The 20,480-nt window shown below is 38.8% G+C and carries 14 protein-coding genes, 1 tRNA gene and 1 pseudogene; 13 read left to right on the top strand and 3 right to left on the bottom strand.

The genetic code is table 11. The features are described 5' to 3' along the window. Positions 1-339 precede the first annotated feature (339 nt). Complete coding sequence (locus XYLOR_RS10395) at positions 340-900, top strand: nucleoside 2-deoxyribosyltransferase domain-containing protein (protein ID WP_051508975.1); 561 nt, start codon at positions 340-342, stop codon at positions 898-900. A 24-nt stretch (positions 901-924) separates the two neighbouring features. Here XYLOR_RS10395 and XYLOR_RS10390 read toward each other — a convergent pair whose 3' ends face one another. Continuing rightward, positions 925-2,514, bottom strand: coding sequence for a tetratricopeptide repeat protein (locus XYLOR_RS10390; RefSeq protein ID WP_154655717.1), 1,590 nt, complete (start codon positions 2,512-2,514; stop codon positions 925-927). 509 nt (positions 2,515-3,023) lie between these two features. On the opposite strand from XYLOR_RS10390, the gene XYLOR_RS10385 reads away from it, so the two are divergent. Together XYLOR_RS10385 and XYLOR_RS14055 are read left to right on the top strand one after the other, a co-directional pair. Further along, the gene (locus XYLOR_RS10385; RefSeq protein ID WP_036879205.1) at positions 3,024-5,384 is read left to right on the top strand and encodes an outer membrane beta-barrel family protein; all 2,361 of its coding nucleotides are present in this window, start codon (positions 3,024-3,026) and stop codon (positions 5,382-5,384) included. A gap of 35 nt (positions 5,385-5,419) precedes the next feature. Continuing rightward, positions 5,420-5,551, top strand: a pseudogene (locus tag XYLOR_RS14055) (cysteine peptidase family C39 domain-containing protein); the annotation flags it as partial. Here XYLOR_RS14055 and XYLOR_RS10380 read toward each other — a convergent pair. Continuing rightward, entirely contained in the window at positions 5,552-6,211 is a 660-nt protein-coding gene (locus XYLOR_RS10380; RefSeq protein WP_036879204.1) for a YiiX/YebB-like N1pC/P60 family cysteine hydrolase, read from the bottom strand. Positions 6,212-7,057: 846 nt separating this feature from the next. Between XYLOR_RS10380 and XYLOR_RS10365 the strand changes: the two genes are divergently transcribed. Continuing rightward, positions 7,058-7,903: a helix-turn-helix domain-containing protein gene (locus tag XYLOR_RS10365; RefSeq protein WP_036879197.1), complete on the top strand. Its 846-nt coding sequence runs from the start codon at positions 7,058-7,060 to the stop codon at positions 7,901-7,903. A gap of 78 nt (positions 7,904-7,981) precedes the next feature. Continuing rightward, the gene (locus XYLOR_RS10360; RefSeq protein WP_036879194.1) at positions 7,982-8,602 is read left to right on the top strand and encodes a CatA-like O-acetyltransferase, family 2; all 621 of its coding nucleotides are present in this window, start codon (positions 7,982-7,984) and stop codon (positions 8,600-8,602) included. A 63-nt stretch (positions 8,603-8,665) separates the two neighbouring features. Here the strand turns inward: XYLOR_RS10360 and XYLOR_RS10355 are convergent. After that, positions 8,666-8,739: transfer RNA gene (locus XYLOR_RS10355), tRNA-Asn, on the bottom strand. Between the two features lie 179 nt (positions 8,740-8,918). On the opposite strand from XYLOR_RS10355, the gene XYLOR_RS10350 reads away from it, so the two are divergent. The 8 genes from XYLOR_RS10350 (at position 8,919) to XYLOR_RS10315 (ending at position 20,480) form a co-directional block, all read left to right on the top strand. Next, positions 8,919-10,604: a S41 family peptidase gene (locus XYLOR_RS10350; RefSeq protein WP_036879191.1), complete on the top strand. Its 1,686-nt coding sequence runs from the start codon at positions 8,919-8,921 to the stop codon at positions 10,602-10,604. A gap of 143 nt (positions 10,605-10,747) precedes the next feature. Then, on the top strand, positions 10,748-11,215 hold the full coding sequence (rimP, locus tag XYLOR_RS10345) for a ribosome assembly cofactor RimP (RefSeq protein ID WP_036879190.1): 468 nt from the start codon (positions 10,748-10,750) through the stop codon (positions 11,213-11,215). Between the two features lie 4 nt (positions 11,216-11,219). Then, positions 11,220-12,491: a transcription termination factor NusA gene (gene nusA, locus XYLOR_RS10340; RefSeq protein ID WP_036879188.1), complete on the top strand. Its 1,272-nt coding sequence runs from the start codon at positions 11,220-11,222 to the stop codon at positions 12,489-12,491. Between the two features lie 15 nt (positions 12,492-12,506). Then, positions 12,507-15,578, top strand: a complete 3,072-nt coding sequence (gene infB, locus XYLOR_RS10335; protein ID WP_036879186.1) for a translation initiation factor IF-2 — start codon at positions 12,507-12,509, stop codon at positions 15,576-15,578. Between the two features lie 104 nt (positions 15,579-15,682). Further along, complete coding sequence (sufB, locus tag XYLOR_RS10330) at positions 15,683-17,140, top strand: Fe-S cluster assembly protein SufB (RefSeq protein ID WP_036879184.1); 1,458 nt, start codon at positions 15,683-15,685, stop codon at positions 17,138-17,140. 17 nt (positions 17,141-17,157) lie between these two features. Then, positions 17,158-17,913, top strand: coding sequence for a Fe-S cluster assembly ATPase SufC (gene sufC / locus XYLOR_RS10325; protein ID WP_036879182.1), 756 nt, complete (start codon positions 17,158-17,160; stop codon positions 17,911-17,913). A gap of 1 nt (position 17,914) precedes the next feature. Further along, positions 17,915-19,258, top strand: coding sequence for a Fe-S cluster assembly protein SufD (sufD, locus tag XYLOR_RS10320; protein WP_036879180.1), 1,344 nt, complete (start codon positions 17,915-17,917; stop codon positions 19,256-19,258). 7 nt (positions 19,259-19,265) lie between these two features. Continuing rightward, positions 19,266-20,480 (top strand): aminotransferase class V-fold PLP-dependent enzyme, encoded by a 1,215-nt coding sequence (locus XYLOR_RS10315; protein WP_036879178.1) that lies wholly within the window; start codon positions 19,266-19,268, stop codon positions 20,478-20,480.

The following is a 20,480-nucleotide window of genomic DNA, read 5'->3' as shown; positions in this document are numbered from 1 at the left end:
CCTTATGCCGATACAGATACTTATAACTGTACTCAGCGCCATAGCCGGATTGGTAACAGGAACTGCAGTGCCAGCCAACTGAGCTTAATGGAATGTCTGTAATGGCATCTGCGAATAATAGTAGCAGATGCCGTTATTGCTTTGTATAAAATATCTCTTGTATTATGCTTTAATGCATTACAAAAATGTCTTTTGTATTAAAACATAAGGTGGAATCCTTTATTTCTCGAAGATTCAAACGTTTTCTTGTTGTGTAAATAATATTAAAAGTAAATCCTCTTCTGCAATATTTATATACCTTTGCACATAATATATTTATTTCTAATAAAAAAGTACAGTATGCACAGAGTCTTTGTAAGTATTCATGACAAGAACTACCAATATTTAAGGATATTTTTAACCGTTTTATTGTTGTCGGTGATGCCTGTAATCAGTATGTATGGGCAGGTAATTATGCAACATCCACATGAAGAGATAGGCAACAGTGTTGATACAGTAGGTTTTAAGAAAGTATTTCTTGCGGGTACCATTGATATGGGTAATAGTGTAGACTGGCAGAAGAATCTGGTCACCTATTTAGAATCAAGAGGCGGTAAATGGCTACTTTTCAATCCAAGGCAAGACTCATGGAATGGTGAAAAGAAAGGCGAAATGGATTATCAGGTAAATTGGGAACTTTCACATCTGGAGCAATCTGATTTTATCATCATGAATATTCTTGAGACAAGCAAATCACCTATATCATTGTTAGAACTGGGGCTCTTTGCCCGTTCCGGAAAGATAGCGGTTGCCTGTGATACAAAATTTTACAGATACAATAATGTTAAGATTACATGTCAAAAATACGGTGTGCACTTGTATCCTAATCTGGAGGCATTGCTCCAGAGTGAATTCAAATAGGCAGATGCATGTACCAGAATGCCTCTATTGTACACTTGGATGATATACTTTCTTAGCCTTTATACGTGATTTCATCGACCTTATGGTAACATTGCTTACCGCCATGATCTTTTCAACAGTAGCCTCGTCCTTATTCATTGCGTTCACCATTATCAAGTATAGATATTGTTTTGGACTTAGCTTACGGTATTCGTCATCGAGCGATGATACGAATGGCAGGTCTTTGAACTTGTAATAATCTATGAAGTCATTAAGATCCTTAGCAGACCAATTCACTATTGTGTTATTAGCAAGAATACTCTCGTAGCATTGTTTTCCATTATAAAGAGCCTTCGACTCTTTATTCTCCAAAACATTGATCTTCTTTTCTAAATGTGAAATCTTAGAAACTGAATTATCTTTTGCGTTTTCCATTTTAGATATTCTCTTTTTGTATTCGTTTATCAGCAGGCGGTTTTGAATTATGTCATGTTGTGTTTTAGAGTTTCTGTATTTCTGTCTGAAGATTAGCAATACTATCAACAGAGATAGTAGCAATAATGCCCCAATCATATATATAATGTGGCTTTTAAAATTCTGTGCCATAATCTCACGATCGTATTTTGCCTGGATATCGTTAAGGTTGTCATGCTCTCTGGCGTTGTCTATTTTTTTGTTAAGTTCAATGATGGAGTCTGCTGTACCTAATGCCTTGACATAGTTCTTGGATTTTCTATTCAAGTTGTATAAGGTTGATAGCTTTTTCAACAGTTCAAAGTCATTGGTAGTTTTAGGTGCCTTTGCCATTATCTCTTCTGCCTTTACATATTTCCCTTTTTTAATATACATGTCTGCAACAACCGTATATACGTATGCTGTATGACTTTCTTTTAAGGCTTTAGTTAAGAACTCTTCGGCTTTTTGGGTGTTCCCTTTCTCAAAATAATATTCACCTATATTTCCCAATAATATAGTTTGGTTCAGTTTATCATAGTATTTAGAATATGAAAAGGCTTTTAGATAATATTCCATAGCCTTATTATCCATTTTTAGTTCAGAATAGGCATTTGAAATATACAACAAATCGTAAGCTACGCTAGCTGTATCTTTAATATTGTGAGCAACGCTAAGTGCCTTTAATCCATATTCAAGGGCTATATTATAATGATTGCTCCAAAAATTTACTGTACATATATTATCATAAATCTTATGTATTAGTTTTGCATCAGCTGTTTTTAGGGCAATAGTTTCTGCTTTTTTAAGGTATTCAATAGCTTGCTTCTTTTTTCCTCGGTCGAAATACAATGTCATTGCCTTATAATTATATGCTTCAGCCAGTCTCCTTTCAGGTCCATTCTGCTTATAATAGAATATGGCATAATCGATGGAATCGTTCTTTACGGGAATATATTTGATGTATTTTGTCTTAGTATTTAATAATGTATACAGGGCTATATTTGCATCTCCGTCTAGGTTATCAGGATTAATATGCTTTAGGATATTGTATGCTGAATCAACCTTGTTTCTGTCCAGGCATCCATCGGTCATTTCCAATTTCTTGTTTATATTATCATGGCATGATGCTAACATCATGATGATATATAAGGGAGCTAATATTTTTATGCCGATTTTCATTATGGATCAAATTTTAATTAGAATCATTAAAAGTGATGCAAAAATACTAATTTTATTTGAAAACATTAGATTAATATTGTAGAATTTAAACTCATAAAGTCATGATTCTAATCATTCTTGCCCTTTTTATCGGCATTTGTGAGTGACGATAGAGTGACTATTGTGCTCCGACTCAGGCAAAGAATAATGCACATGATGAAATATGCAATAAAGAACTCATAAACGACCAACTTTGGAAGTGAAAATGCGCCAAAATTGGAAATGAAAATGCGCCAAAATTGGAAATGAAAATAAGCCAATTATGGAAATGGTCCGTCTTTTTTGTTGCATTTGATCTGCAACGAAACAGCTGAAATATCCGCAAAATACTGATATTGTGTATTTTAACCTGCAACATTACCTGCAACACCAACTTTTAATTTGTTACAAAAAATTGGGAATATAAAAAAAACGTTCCTACTTTTGTTTTGTCTACAAGCAAAAAATAACAAATAAATAAAGATAAAAACATGAAAAAAGGACAAGGCGTAAATGTAATGAGATGCAGATTTAGAGCACTAAAAATGATATTATTAGTCACAGTTTTGCTTACATTTCCGAATGTAATATTCTCACAATCCATTACGGGCCGTGTAATAGATACTGATAACAGACCATTGTCATTTGTTGATATTGTGGTTAGCAATCAAAAGGATTCTAGTTTTATAGCAGGCGCGGTAACCGATTCTCTGGGATGCTTTAATGTAAAGAGCACAAAAGGTGGTGACAGACTTCTGAAGATTAGTTCTATAGGCTATAAAACAATATTGTTGCCAGTAAAGGCTGATGATATGGGAACAATTACATTGTATGAGGATGTAAAGACATTGAACGGTATAGTGGTAACGGGGAGATTGCCTAAATATAGAAACATATCCGGAGGTTATTCTACAAATATATCTGGTACGATATTGTCAAAAGCCGGTACGGCAAATGACGTGTTGTCAAATATGCCTCGTGTAAAGGGTGAAGATGGTTCATTCAGCGTATTTGGTAAAGGAAATGCCGTGATATATATAGATGGTCGTAAGGTTACAGATGGGAAGGAGCTGCAACAGTTGTCATCTCAGGATATTAAATCAGTGGATGTACTTACAAATCCCGGAGCGCAGTATGATGCAAGTACCAAGTCGGTAATAGTAATAAGGACATTGAAAAAGGCCGGTAATGGTTTGAGTGGTGATATGCTGGCAAACTATGACCAGTCTTCAAAGGCCGGTACTTTTGAAAATGTGCACTTGAATTACAGAGCTGGCAAACTTGATGCATTTGGAACTCTGACTTATGCCAATAACGGAGGAACTACAGACCAGAAACTTACGCACGAGATCACCGCTGCAGACAAGGTTCAGGAAAATGTACTTATGAATGAACGTGGCAGACATGAGACTGTACAGGGAGAAGCAGGAGTTAATATAACCCTTAACGACAGTAATTCAATAGGTGCAAAATATAAGTTGACAAAGACGACACCACGTGAATACGACCGTACGTCTGAAAACTCAACAGAAATGGTGAACGGTAAAAATGCCGGCAGTATTGACTATCTGCTGGACACAGACTATAGTCTTGGACCAAATCATGCCATAGACGCATATTATGACGGCAAGTTCGGGAAACTGGGAATTAATCTTAACACAACAATTCTTTTGCAAAAGACTGTAACGTCATCATTGAACAAAGAAACAAGCAAGGAACTTGGCGATAGAGTAGTGACGATGGATAATTGTGGCCATAGTAATCTGTTTGCTGCAAAACTAGTAATGTCGTATCCTTTCAATAATTATCTGAAAATTGATTTTGGTTCTGAATACACAAGCAGCAAAAACAAGCAGATCTATGATAACAAGGAAGAACTTATAACATCCTCGAATGACAAGGTGAAGGAATATAATATTGCCGGTTTTGCATCACTGGCACTGAACTGTGGCAAATGGTCTGTTAATACAGGACTGAGATATGAGCATGTGGATCAGAATTACTATAATCACGGAGTTAAAGTTGACAATCAGAGCAGGATATATAATCAACTGTTCCCCAATATATCGTTAGCTTATGGAACAAACAGTTCACAGTTTGAACTGAGTTACACTGCAAAGGCAAGCCGTCCTAATTACGACATGTTGTCAAATTATGTAAGTTACGACAGCCGTCATCTTTATGAAGGTGGAAATCCTTTGCTGAAGACAACTATAGAGCATACTTTGGAATTCAGCTATACCCACAGTTGGTTGAACTTTGCAATGGACTATGAATACAGAAAAAATCCAATTCTTAGTTGGGCGCGAATATATAATAGCACCAATAACATAGTATTGTTGACGACAGAAAACATAGATAAGATTCAGACCCTTTTTGCAACAGTATCTGCAACTCCGGTGATAAGTTTCTGGCATCCTTCTTTGCAGTTAAACTTCCAGCGTCAGTTTGTTGATGGCCGGAAGTATGGAATAGATGAGAATCTTAATCATCCATATTTTGAAATAGCCTTCGACAGTAAGTTCGCACTGAGAAACAACTGGATATTCGGGGCAAAGTATGACTACGTTTCCAATTTCCATGATGACTTCGCAAATGTTGGCCAACGCCAGATGTTGGGCGTGTATATTAACAAGACATTCCTAAATGATCGCTTGTCTGTAAGACTGAATGGCAGCAACTTGTTTAAAAGCCGTAAAAAAATAACGCTATACATGCCTAATTATATTCTGCATCAGGATGCGTGGGATAATAGCCGTAGAATCTCCTTGAGCGTAAGCTATCGCTTTAATTCAACGAAAAATAAATATAAGGGTCAAGGTGCTGGACTAGATGAACAGAAACGCTTATAAGGCATAAATTATCCATCTGTCTTTAGCAAGATTCAATGCAATGTGGTGTGGCTTGCTTGCAGATGTTTAGCTGATATTTCGGCAGGGAGTATTCTCTCCACTTCCTGTCGGATATTTGCTTTTCCACAAGTGAAGGTGTCTCTATGTTGGGAATCAGTGAGGCTGCCCTAATTTCCCCAATGGGTAATAATATAAAGCATTTTAATTTTCGGTTCTCTTGATAGTTCGCCTGGATTACTTCCTTGAACACCTTCTGGTACGGTCATGCCAGCTTTAGAGTAGTATTCTTTCCAAAAAACGGTGATTTCACCGCTTTTGTCATGGAAGCTCATAGGTATGGTGTGGAATATCAGTTGGCCTTTACGGTCTACGAATGATATCTGCACAAGTTCGCTGCAATAGATGGCGCTGTCGCCTGGCTCGAAATAGAAATCATAGGGTCTGCCGATATATTTAAGTGCATTGTGAATACTCTTTGGAATATCAATGGAACCGCGGTTTATTCTGCCTATGATGATCTGGCCGTTGTACTCGTCAACTATATTGCTTTTGATGAAACTGTCAATGGGATTAATGCATACACCCTTGTGGATGGCTTCGATAGCATAGGAACCGTTATTGTCCTTATGGAATATCGCCACGTGATTTATACCCATTCCATCGATACCATGTGAGACATCTGTTATGGCGTCTGGCTTTCCGCTTAAGCAAAACATCAGGTCGCCGTCTTGCAATAGAGATGTATTGGAGATGTGGCGTAACTTGGTCTGCGGAAATCCCTGCGTCACCATTAAGGTGAGAAGGGAAATTATAAGAAATCTTCTCATTATAGATTCATGTTGATGCTGGCTCCTGCCATAATACAGAAGCGACTTCCAGTCAGCGGAACTCTCGACCCAGAGACATTCAACTTGCTTCGTTGCAAGGCGAGTGCAAAGGTACTAAAAAAAAAGAATAAAGCTGATAACGAAGGTCAAAATAGGTTTATGACAACAACCGGTATTACTTTATGTTTGTCTGTCGGTCTCTGATAATTTTTTATCTGTCTAAGAATATCGTTGTAGTGTATTTTGTTTATTCCTGTAGCTTTTGCAGTCTGTGACCTAGCATAGTTATCTACATTATCAAGATTCTGTGAGCCAAAGAAATTGATAATATATGAAACGAATAACATTATTGGCGATCATGCTACTCTCTTTGAGTTGTGTATTTGTTCAGAATAAGGACATAGAAGCCCTAGCCAAAATCAAAGGTGTAAATTATCAATTTGTTGATAAATATATTGATTTTGTTGTTTTAAAAACAATAAAACGGTCAATTAATGTTCAAAGTGGGTCTGCAAAGACTAGCATATTGCAGAACTTGAATAATCTCTTTGTTGAAAATACTTTATAGTATTTGTTTTTTATTTCTTAATCACCTTTTATAATTAGCAGAAATATACTTAGTTCAACTGCCCAAAGCGGTTTCTCTTGCATCCGCCTGTTAGATGCATTACCTTTGCACTCGCAATCAAGAAACAAACCTCTTATTGCAGATGCCGTTATTCTTTTGTATTAAAATATAAGGTGGAAATCTTTATTCCTGGAAGATTCAGTTTCAAAATACATAAATATTTGAAAATATGACCTTATAATGAATATGATACTATAAAAAATCTATACCTTTGTAAAATGATCCAAGATAATTTTAAGTTTTACAGCCCCTGTAAGTTGCTACAATCTTATGTAAGGTATTATTGGGTATTCAAAAGCAACCAACCGATAAATACCTTTACATTTCCACTTGGTTGTCCTCAAATAATCTTTCACAAGAAATCACCGCTTTACATTCCAGAATTAAAAGCCACACAAGAAAAACTGACTGTCAGCGGTCAAGTCAATTTTTCGTCACACTTATATTCTGACGGAGATATAGAAATGATAGTGGTTGTATTTCAACCACACGCAATGAGCGCATTCCTCGATACCCCGACATCTCTATTTTACAATCAAGAAATATCTGGATACAATCTTGAAAACAAGAGTTTGAACGAATTGGCAGTACGAATATCAGAATGTAAGGATAATACATTTTGCGTAAATCTTATTGAGCAATGGTTGTTATCACAAATAACAGTCAATTTGTATGATGCTGCACATAAAAAACGTCTGGGTACAATAGAACAAAACTTTAAAAGAGTGGATGCCGCTATAAAAAGTATATGTGTAGTTCCTCAAACCTCAGTAACTGAGTTATCATCTATTGCTTGTCTAAGCAATAAACAGTTTGAACGATTATTCAACTACCTTGTAGGCATAAATCCCAAAGAGTATGCAAGAATTGTCCGTTTTCAAAAGGCATTGGGGCAAATACAGAACTATTCAGGTGAGAGGAGCCAGGCTCAAATAGCCCATTCAAGCGGTTATGCTGACCAGTCGCATTTTATAAGAGAATTTAAGAAGTTCAGTGGGCATACGCCTGTATCCTTACTGAAAGTATCTACTCCCTATTCGGATTTGTTTACCAATCCTATATAATGTCTCGTTTGTTCTATCATGGTCCGCAAACTTGCCATACTTTTGCAGACTGTTTGTTAAATATAAAAGATTATAAGAATGAAAGTAGTAAACCCCAAAGAAACCCCACGTGCATATGCATTTGAAATGTGGATGAACGCGCCCATGCCCATGGTAACATTCTTCAAAACATTGAATGTGTCACGCCTTGTCAAAATCAGTAGGAGGAAAAAAATGAAATTCAACATGCTGATGTGTTATTGCATAGGTAAGGCTGCAAGTGGTATTAAAGAATTTTACCTTTTGCCTGTAGGAAAGAAACTTATACAATATGATCGTATTGCTGTAAATACGATTGTTGCCAACAAAGAGGGCGAAGTAAGTTCGTGTGATATACCTTTTACAGATGATTTATCCTTATTCAAAAATAGTTATATGCAACTTACTAAACAAGTAAGTGAAAGTTGTATTAATCATGATCTGACGGAAAGTATGGTTATAGGAACTTCAGCATTGGCACAATACGAAATAGATGGTGCAGTAGGTATGTATAGTGGAATTTTTAATAACCCGTTCCTTATTTGGGGTAAATACAAACGCCATTTACTTAAAACTACACTTACTGTTTCTTTTCAATTTCATCATACACAAATGGATGGTGCGCATGCTTCACGTTTTTTGGACCAGGTACAGAAAGAAATTGATAATATGTCAATGTAAATCAGGAAAAGACAAGATGATATATAAAAACAAAAAATCTCAAGATCACTCTTGAGATTAATGCGCTTCAAGATGGGCTTGAACCAACGACCCCCTGATTAACAGTCAGGTGCTCTAACCAACTGAGCTATTGAAGCATTTAATGCGGAATCATTTCTGATTTGCGTGTGCAAAAGTACATCGTTTTTTTTATTCCACCAAACTTTTTCTAGAAAAATTTTATTTTTAGTGCTAAAATGCAAAATTTTTTATCCAAAAAGAGTGGAATAAGGGCATAAACTTGTATTTTTGCACTCAGTAATTAATTAAACTTGATATGAAGAGAATAATCTTTCAACTTGTCCTGTTGCTTCTACCGGTCGCAGCGTTGAACGCACAAGACGTGAAAAGGCATAACTTTGAGGTAACAAAAAACCTTGATGTGTTTAATACAATATATAAGGATCTTGATCTTATGTATGTGGATACGCTTAATGCCGATGAGGTGATAGGTACAGGAATAAAGGCTATGCTTAAGAGTTTGGACCCCTATACGGTGTATTATCCCGAAAGTGATGTAAAGGATCTTAAACTCATGATTACGGGATCTTATGCAGGTATCGGTGCTTTGGTTAGATATCATCAGAAACTGAAACGTGTGGTCATAGATGAACCTTATGAGGATACTCCTGCTGCACAGGCCGGACTGAAAAAGGGTGATATCATATTGGCTATAGATGATACCTCAATGGTAAATAAGAACGTTTCTGAAGTGAGTGACAAGTTGCGTGGTGATGCCGGTACAAGCTTCTTGATGAAAGTTAAAAGGCCGGGAGTAAATAAGGATCTGACATTCAAGATAACTCGCCGTGCCATACAGATGCCTTCTGTACCTTATTATGGGATGCGCGAGAATAATATAGGATATATCAATCTGTCTAGTTTTACTGAAGACTGCTCTAAAGATGTGCGCCGTGCATTCATAGACCTTAAGAAGAGGGGGGCTAAAAGTCTGGTGTTTGACTTAAGGAATAATGGCGGAGGTTCTCTCTCGGAAGCCATTCAGATAATAAATATGTTTGTACCCAAAAACCTGCTTATCGTAAAGACAATTGGTAAGCTGAAACGTGTAAACTCTGAATATCGTACGAAGGTGGAACCGCTGGATACGATTATGCCGGTTGTAGTACTGGTTAACGGTGAGACTGCAAGCGCAAGCGAAATAACAAGCGGTTCGCTACAGGATTTGGACAGGGCCGTTATAATAGGTACGCGCACGTATGGCAAGGGATTGGTTCAGGTGCCGCTCGATATTCCTTATAATGGAAATCTAAAACTTACTACCAGCAAATACTATATACCAAGTGGAAGATGTATACAGGCTATTAATTACAAACATAGCGAAGGCGGTTATAAGGAACATATACCCGACAGTCTTACGCACGTGTTCCATACCGTTGGAGGGCGTGAAGTACGTGATGGCGGAGGTATAAAACCGGATTTGGAAGTCAAGCCGGATTCACTGCCAAATATAGTATTTTATCTGTCAGGTCAAGGCCGTGACTCTACCGAAGTGATGTTCGATTATGAACTGGACTATCTGTCTAAACATCATACAATTGCCCCCGCAAAAGATTTTGAAATAACAGATGCTGATTATGAAGAATTTAAACAGCGGGTGATAAAGAGCGGTTTCACTTATGACCGTATAAGTGAAGCGGCATACAAAGAACTGGTAAAGGCTGCAAAGTTTGAAGGATATTATGATGACGCAAAACCTGAATTTGAAAATTTGGAAAAGAAACTTACACATAATACTGCAAAAGATCTTGACCGAAACAAAGAAATAATAAAACAGATGATGGCTTCTGACATCGTGGCTGCATATTATTATCAGAAAGGCTCTATTGAGAATGGACTAAATAAAGATAAGGCCCTCAAAGAGGCAATACGTGTACTTTCAAATCCTGCTGAATATAGTAAAATATTACATCCTGCAGTCAAAATAACGGTGAAAAAGTAGTACTTATCATATAAATACATCGATTTTTATCAAATATTTCTATAAATACTTGGTAAATATTGAAATTATTACTAATTTTGCATCGTTCAGTGGAATGAGGGGCTTTAATAAGTCCCTCATTTTCATTTTAATAATCATAATTTATGATAGATAAGAAGGTTGTAAAACAGTTAGTAGATGAATGGCTGCAAGATAACGATTATTTTCTTGTAGACATTGCAATTAGTCCGGATGACAAGATTGTTGTTGAAATAGATCATGCAGACGGTGTATGGATTGAAGACTGTGTGTCTTTGAGTAAATATATCGAAGATCACTTGAGCCGCGAAAAGGAAGACTATGAGCTTGAAGTAGGCAGTGCCGGAATAGGTCAGCCATTCAAGGTGCTCCAGCAATATCAAAACCATATAGGAAAAGATGTTGAGGTTCTTGACAATCAAGGCAATAAGTCGAAGGGCGTGCTGAAATCTGTTGATGGAGAGGACTTCGTCGTTACTGTAAGTGAAAAAGTTAAGAAAGAAGGCGTAAAACGTCCTGTACTTACAGATATTGACAAGACATTCAATATGAATAATATAAAATATACTAAATACTTATTAAGTTTCAAGTAAAGCTATGGCAGCAAGAAAAATTGAAGAAGATGCACCGAGCATGATCGACACCTTCAAGGAGTTTAAAGATACAAAGAATATTGACCGTACTACTCTGGTTAGCGTTTTGGAAGAAAGTTTCCGTAACGTTATAGCAAAGATATTCGGAAGCGATGAAAATTTCGATGTTATTGTAAACCCGGACAAGGGTGACTTTGAAATCCACCGTAACCGTATTGTCGTAGCTAATGGTGAAGTACAGGATGAGAATAAGGAGATATCTCTTACAGCAGCTCAGAAGATAGAACCTGACTATGAAGTAGGTGAGGAAGTATCTGAAGAAGTAAACTTCAGCAAGTTTGGCCGCCGTGCTATTCTTAACTTACGACAGACACTGGCTTCTAAGATTCTTGAACTGGAGCATGACAGCTTGTACAATAAGTACAAAGACCGTGTAGGCCAGATAGTAAGTGGCGAGGTGTATCAGATGTGGAAGCGTGAAATGCTTCTCGTGGATGATGAGAATAATGAGATGCATATGCCTAAGACAGAGCAGATACCGGCAGACCAGTTTCATAAAGGTGAAACGGTACGTGGGGTGGTGCTTCGTGTAGACAATGAAAACAATAACCCAAAAATTATATTGAGTCGTACAAGTCCTCTATTCCTGGAGCGCCTGCTTGAAGCAGAAGTACCTGAAATAGCTGACGGACTTATAACAATAAAAAAAGTTGCCCGTATGCCGGGAGAGAGAGCCAAGATAGCAGTAGAAAGCTATGATGAGCGCATCGACCCGGTAGGAGCCTGCGTAGGTGTAAAGGGCAGCCGCGTTCACGGCATAGTACGTGAACTGTGTAATGAAAATATTGATGTAATAAACTATACATCAAATATTAAACTATTTATCCAACGTTCGTTGAGCCCGGCAAAGGTTACTCGTATAGAACTGGACGAAGAAAGCCGTCATGCTGATGTATTCCTTAAACCGGAAGAAGTTTCATTGGCAATCGGCCGTAGTGGACTTAACATCAAACTGGCTAGTATGCTTACAGAGTATACTATCGACGTAATACGTGATGTACCTGAGAATGCAGGTATGGATGATGAAGACGTAATGTTAGATGAATTCTCTGATGAAATTGATCAATGGGTTATAGATGCGATCAAGTCTATCGGATTGGAGACTGCAAAGTCTGTAATCAACGCTCCTCGTGATATGCTTGTAGAGAAAGCAGACTTGGAAGAAGAAACCGTTGACAATGTTTTACGAGTATTAAATGAAGAATTCGAGAAATAAGAGAAAAAATAATAAATGAGCATCAGATTAAACGTAGCATTAAGAGAATTAAACGTAGGACTTCAGACGGCAGTTGATTTCCTACAGAGAAAAAACCTCGGAGAGGTTAAAGCTGACCGAAACGCCAAAGTTACAGATGAGCAATATAAAGCGCTCATTGATGAATTCAAGGGCGATAAGGATCTTCGTAATCAGGCTGAAAGACTCTTCCCTAAAAAGCAGAAGGAGAAAAAACAGTTTACTGATAAAAGAGAGAACGGTTCAGACAACATAACCACTCTTAACAAACCTAAGTTTGTCGGCAAGATAGACTTAGATAACTTGGGCAAAAAGCCGGCACCAAAACCGTCTGCTGCTCCTGAAATTACGCCTGTGTCTCAGCCGAAGGTTTCTGCCGTAAGCCCGACAACTGAAAAGAAACAGCAACCGGAAGAAATAACTCAGCAACATAAAGTGGAACCGATTGAAAAAGTTAGTGAAAACAATAATAGTGAGGTGCATAATATGAAACCGTCTGAACAACCAAAGCCAATACAGAAGCAGGAACAGCCGGTGGTAGCACCAAAACCCCAAGTAGTAGAGCAGCAACCTGCAAGTGTTCAACAGCCTAAAACAGTTGACCCACGGCCTGCTGTTGCTCAGAAGCCCAAACCGGTTCAGCAAAAGTTTCAGGGTTTTCAACCCAAAAAGGAAGAACCTAAAGCTCCGGAAGCAAAAGAGGAACCTAAAGATAGTAAACTATTTACTCTTAAGAGTGAGTCTAAACTAGCCCCGAAGGTAAATGTCCTTGGAAAGATAGATCTTTCAACCCTTAACCAGAGCACTCGCCCTAAGAAGAAAACTAAGGAAGAGCGCCGCAAAGAGCGTGAAGACAAAATACGTCAGAGCCCAAGTAGCAATGCTAATGGTGGAGAACGTAAAAAACGTCAGCGCATTAATAAAGAACGTGTAGATATTAATGCAGCTGTAAGTCAGAACAATAATTCTAATAACGGTAACCGTAACAATAACGGTCCCGGCAATAGAAATAATGGTGCTCCCGGCAGTAGGCCTAATAATGGACCCGGCAATAGAAATAATGGCACATCCGGCAATAGAAACAACAATAACAATAATAGCAGCAGCAATAATAACAATAGTAACCACAAACGCAGCAAAAGATATGTTCAGCGCAGCCTTGAGGTGAATAATGTGGATGTTGCAAAGCAGGTTAAAGAGACTCTGGCACGTCTTACAAATAAGAGTCAGAATAAGAAAGGCGCAAGATATCGTAAGGAGAAACGTGAAGCCGTTCAGGAAAAACTGAATGAGGAGAAGAAGGAAGAAAGAGCAGAAAGTAAGACACTTAAGCTCACTGAGTTCGTTACTGTCAGTGAACTTGCAACAATGATGAATGCTCAGCCAAATCAGGTTATTGCTACCTGTATGAACCTTGGTATTATGGTATCTATAAACCAGCGTTTGGATGCTGAAACAATTAATATTGTTGCAGATGAGTTTGGTTATAAGACAGAATATGTAAGTGCTGAGGTTTCTGAAGCTGTAAGTGAAGATATAGATGACGTAGAAGATTTGATGTCTCGTGCTCCTATTGTAACTGTTATGGGACATGTAGACCACGGTAAGACTTCTTTGCTCGACTATATACGTAAGTCAAATGTTATCGCTGGTGAGGCCGGTGGTATCACTCAGCATATTGGTGCCTATAATGTGAGACTTGAGGACGGTCGTCATATCACATTCCTTGATACTCCTGGACATGAGGCCTTTACGGCCATGCGTGCCCGTGGTGCTCAGGTTACTGATATCGCGATTATCATTATCGCGGCTGATGATAGTGTGATGCCTACAACCCGTGAGGCTATATCTCATGCTCAGGCAGCTAATGTGCCTATGGTATTTGCGATAAATAAGATTGATAAACCGGGAGCTAATCCTGATAAGATACGTGAAGACTTGGCTAATATGAATTTGCTTGTAGAAGACTGGGGTGGTAAATACCAATGTCAGGAGATCAGTGCAAAGAAAGGTGTCGGAGTTAAGGAACTTCTAGAGAAGGTTCTTCTTGAGGCCGAAATGCTTGATCTTAAGGCAAATCCTAATCGTAATGCTACAGGTTCTATTATAGAGTCTTCTCTTGACAAGGGTCGTGGATATGTTTCTACACTGCTTGTTTCTAATGGTACACTTAAAGTTGGTGATGTAGTAATAGCAGGAACATATTTCGGACGTGTAAAGGCTATGTTCAATGAACGTAACATACGTATGGATGAAGCCAAACCTGCAGAACCGGCTATAATCCTTGGTCTTAACGGAGCACCTCAGGCAGGTGATTCATTCCATGTTATGGAGACAGAGCAGGAAGCCAGGGATATAACTAACAAGCGTATGCAGTTGCAGCGTGAGCAAGGTCTACGTACACAGACTCGTCTTACTCTTGAGGAGATCGGTCATCGTATTGCTCTTGGTGAATTCAAGGAACTCAACCTTATTGTTAAGGGTGATACTGACGGTTCTATCGAGGCACTCAGTGATTCGTTCATCAAGTTGTCTACACAGAAGATACAGGTCAACGTAATACATAAGGCTGTAGGACAGATATCAGAAAGTGATGTATCTCTTGCTTCTGCATCAGATGCCATTATCGTAGGTTTCCAGGTTCGTCCTTCTGCTGCAGCCCGTAGGGTAGCAGATCAGGAAGGTGTGGAAATCACTACATACTCTGTAATCTACGATGCTATAGAAGATGTGAAAGCTGCTATGGAAGGTATGCTTGACAAGATTAAGAAAGAGGTTATCACCGGTCAGGTTGAGGTACGTGAAGTTTACAAGATATCAAAGGTCGGTACAGTTGCCGGAGCTTTTGTTACAGAGGGTAAAGTTCACCGTGCAGACAAGGCCCGTCTGGTACGTGATGGTATTGTTGTACACACAGGAGAAATCAATGCTCTTAAGCGTTTCAAAGACGATGTAAAAGAGGTTGGTGTCAACTTTGAGTGCGGTATCAGTCTTGTCAACTTCAATGACATTCAGTCAGGGGATATCATAGAGACATTCACTGAGATTGAAATCAAACAGAAACTGTAATGACAATGTGACTATGTGCACATATAAACAATAAAAATATGCTATTTTGCCATCTCTAGATGGCAGAATAGCATATTTGGCATAAATATTGTTGGAGAATTTGTATGGAGAATAATAATAAAAACGAATTTGTAAAACAGGTAGCAGAGCAGAAGTATGAGTTCGGCTTCACTACTGATGTACATACGGATATAATAGAAAAGGGTCTTAACGAACAGGTGGTGAGACTTATTTCTTCTAAGAAAGGGGAACCTGAGTGGCTTCTCGACTTCCGAATTAAGGCATATAATTATTGGGTTAGCCAGACTCAGCCTACATGGGGTCATGTTCATTTGCCTGAAATAGACTATCAGGCTATATCATACTATGCTGATCCGATGGCGAAGAAGAAAAATGATGATGGCAAGAAGAAAGGGATAGACCCTGAACTTGTTAAGACTTTCGATAAACTGGGCATTCCCCTTGAGGAGCGTCTGGCATTGAGTGGCACAGCCGTTGATGCTATTATGGACTCTGTATCAGTAAAGACGACCTTCAAAGAGAAACTTGCCGAGAAGGGAATAATATTCTGTTCGATAGGTGATGCGGTAAAGAACCATCCTGATTTGGTAAAAGAATATCTTGGTTCTGTAGTACCTTATCGTGACAACTATTTTGCTTCACTTAATAGTGCAGTGTTCAGTGACGGATCTTTTGTATATATACCGAAAGGTGTACGCTGCCCAATGGAGTTGAGCAGTTATTTCCGTATTAATGCCCGTAATACGGGTCAGTTTGAACGTACGCTTATCATTGCTGAAGATGATTCGTATGTATCATACCTTGAGGGTTGTACAGCCCCAATGAGAGATGAGAACCAGTTGCATGCAGCAATAGTCGAGATTATTGTTAAAGACAATGCAGAAGTAAAATACTCTACTGTACAGAACTGGTATCCCGGAGATAAGAATGGTAAGGGTGGTGTGCTCAATCTTGTAACAAAGCGTGGAGACCTACGCGGTGTAAACAGTAAATTGTCATGGACACAGGTAGAGACAGGTAGTGCCATAACATGGAAGTATCCATCTTGTATCTTACGTGGTGATAATTCACAGGCAGAGTTCTATTCTGTAGCTGTAACAAACAATTATCAGGAGGCTGATACCGGTACCAAGATGATACATATGGGTAAGAATACCAAGAGTACTATCATCAGCAAAGGTATTAGTGCCGGTCATAGCCAGAATTCGTATAGAGGTCTGGTACGTGCAACGGCCAATGCAGACAATGCCCGTAATTACAGTTCATGTGACAGTCTGTTGCTTGGAAGTGACTGCGGTGCACATACATTCCCCTATATGGATATACATAATGATTTGGCTATAGTAGAGCATGAGGCAACCACTAGTAAAATCAGTGAAGACCAGCTATTCTACTGCAATCAGCGTGGTATACCTACAGAGCAGGCCGTAGGTCTGATAGTAAACGGATATGCAAAGGAAGTATTAAACAAATTGCCAATGGAGTTCGCTGTTGAGGCTCAGAAATTATTGTCTGTATCACTCGAAGGAACAGTTGGATAATAATAAAAACGATATATATGTTAGAAGTTAGAAACCTTCACGCCAAGATAGGCGATAAAGAAATACTGCGAGGTATCAACCTCACGATAAATGATGGTGAAATACATGCTATTATGGGACCGAATGGTTCTGGTAAGAGTACCCTGAGTGCTGTACTTGTAGGCAATCCTCTGTATGAGGTAACCGAAGGTGAGGCGTTCTTCAATGGCAAGGATCTTCTTCAGATGAAACCGGAGGATCGTGCTCACGAAGGACTGTTCCTTTCTTTCCAATACCCGGTTGAGATACCAGGTGTATCGATGACAAACTTTATGCGTGCCGCTATCAATGAAAAACTTAAGTATCAGGGTAAAGAGCCACTCAATGCAGGTGAGTTCCTTAAACTGATGCGTGAGAGACGTAAAATAGTAGACCTGGATAGTAAACTGGCCAATCGTTCTGTGAACGAAGGATTTAGCGGTGGTGAGAAAAAACGCAATGAAATATTCCAGATGGCTATGCTTGAGCCGAAACTTTCTATTCTTGATGAGACAGATTCAGGACTTGATGTTGACGCATTACGTATTGTAGCAGAGGGTGTAAACAAACTGAAGACTCCTGAAACAAGTTGCATAGTCATTACCCATTATGAGCGTCTGCTTGAGATAATCAAACCGAATGTTATCCATGTGCTATACAAAGGCCGTATAGTAAAGACAGCAGGTCCTGAACTCTCACAAGAAATAGAGGCACGCGGTTACGACTGGATTAAGGAAGAAGTAGGAGAAGAATAATATGGGAAGTGAGAAACAATATATCGACTTATACGGAGAATGCCGTGATATGATCTTCAGCCATAGCGCTGCTCCGCTTAATACTGTGCGCGATAAGGCTTTTGAAGATTTCAAACGATTGGGCTTTCCGTCACGTAAGGTCGAAAGATACAAATATACAGATATGCAGGCACTGTTTGAGCCCAATTATGGTCTTAACATAAATCGCCTCGACATACCTGTAAATCCGTATGATGCGTTCAAGTGTGATGTTCCAAATCTTAGTACATCATTGTTCTTTGTCGTTAATGATGGATTTTATACCAAGTCATTACCCAAAAGCCTTTTGCCTGAGGGTGTTGTTATAGACTCATTGAGCAATGTAGCAGCTAAGAATCCAAACTTGATACAAAAGTATTATGCAGGGTTGGCTAAGACTGACGATGATGCCATTACAGCTCTTAATACAATGCTTGCACAAGACGGACTATTGGTTTATGTTCCTAAAAATGTGATAGTGGAACGTCCTGTACAGGTTATTAATATATTACGCTCTGATGTAGACCTGATGGCTAACCGTCGTGTTCTTATCATCGTAGAAGAAGGGGCTGAAATTAAACTCTTGTTTTGCGACCATGCAGCAGATGATTGCAATTTCCTTACTACACAGGTTATCGAAGCTTATGTTGGTGACAATGCAGGACTAGACTTGTATTGTCTGGAAGAGACTCATGCAAAGAATGTACGTGTAAGTAATCTGTATATTGATCAGCAGGCTAATAGTCGTGTTAATCATAATATAATAACTCTTCATAATGGCGTTACGCGCAACCGTACAGACCTTGTATTTAATGGAGAGGGTGCTGAATGTAACTTATGCGGATGTGTGATAGCAGATAAGGATCAACGTGTAGACAATAATACGCTGATAGATCATAAAGTAGGCCATTGCAGTAGTCATGAACTATATAAGTATGTACTTGGAGATAAATCTGTAGGTGCTTTTGCCGGTCGTGTACTGGTACGTCATGATGCTCAGAAGACAACTTCGCAGGAGACTAATCAGAATCTTTGTACTACTAAGAATGCAAGAATGTATACACAGCCAATGCTTGAGATATATGCTGATGACGTGAAATGTTCGCATGGTAGTACTGTAGGTCAGTTAAATGATGCTGCTATGTTCTATATGCGTCAGCGCGGAATAAGTATGGATGAAGCTAAACTATTGTTGGAGTTCGCATTTGTAAATCAAGTTATAGACAGCATCAAGCTGGAACCTTTACGTGATCGTCTGCACCATCTGGTAGAGAAACGATTCCGTGGAGAATTGAGCAAATGCGAAGGTTGTAAACTCTGTAAATAAGAAATATATGTACGATATAAATAAGGTTAGAGCTGATTTTCCGATACTTTCACGTACGGTTTATGGCAAGCCGCTGGTATATCTTGATAATGCTGCTACTACACAGAAACCACGTGAAGTAGTAGATGCCATTGTCAATGAATATTATTCTGTCAATGCCAATGTGCATCGTGGTGTACACTTCCTTTCACAGCAGGCTACCGACTTGCATGAAGAGGCCCGTGAGAAAGTACGCAGTTTTATCAATGCAAAATCTACCAATGAGATAATTTTCACCCGTGGTACTACAGAAGGGCTTAACCTTGTATGTTCTTCTTTCACAGAAGAGTTTATGGAGCCTGGAGATGAAGTTATCGTCTCTGTGATGGAACATCACTCTAATATCGTACCTTGGCAATTACAAGCTGCAAAGAAAGGTATTGCTATACGTGTAATACCTATGAATGATAAAGGAGAACTTCTCCTTGATGAATACAAAAAACTTTTTACTGAGAAGACAAAGATTGTCAGCGTAACACAGGTCAGCAATGTACTCGGCACTATAAATCCTGTAAAGGAAATGATACGTATAGCTCATCAACACGGAGTACCGGTTATGGTAGACGGAGCGCAGAGCACACCACATTTCAAAGTTGATATGCAAGATATGGATTGCGACTTCTTTGCTTTCAGTGGGCATAAGATGTATGGTCCTACAGGCGTTGGAGTTCTATATGGTAAGGAAAGCTGGTTGGACAAACTTCCTCCTTATCAAGGTGGAGGCGAGATGATCGAGAGCGTAAGTTTCGAGAAGACAGTCTTCGAAAAACTTCCGTTTAAGTTTGAAGCAGGTACACCTGATTATGTAGCAACCAATGGACTGGCTAAAGCAATAGATTACATTACACGTTTGGGTATGGATAATATAGCTGCACACGAGTCTGAACTGACAAAATATTGTATGCAGGAGATGCAGAAGATTGATGGAATGCGGATTTTTGGACAATCAGCCTATAAGGATGCTGTAGTATCTTTTCTGGTGGGAGATATTCACCATCTCGATATGGGAACATTACTAGACCGACTGGGTATTGCAGTGCGTACAGGCCATCATTGTGCACAACCACTGATGATTAGTCTCGGTATACAGGGAACAGTACGTGCATCTTTCGGTTTATATAATACCAAAGAAGAGATAGATGTCCTGATAGCAGGAATCAAAAGGGTAAGTAAAATGTTCTGA

The sequence above is a fragment of the Xylanibacter oryzae DSM 17970 genome, from assembly GCF_000585355.1.
GTDB classification, from domain to species: domain Bacteria; phylum Bacteroidota; class Bacteroidia; order Bacteroidales; family Bacteroidaceae; genus Prevotella; species Prevotella oryzae.
This window is presented reverse-complemented; position numbering and strand designations above follow the sequence as displayed.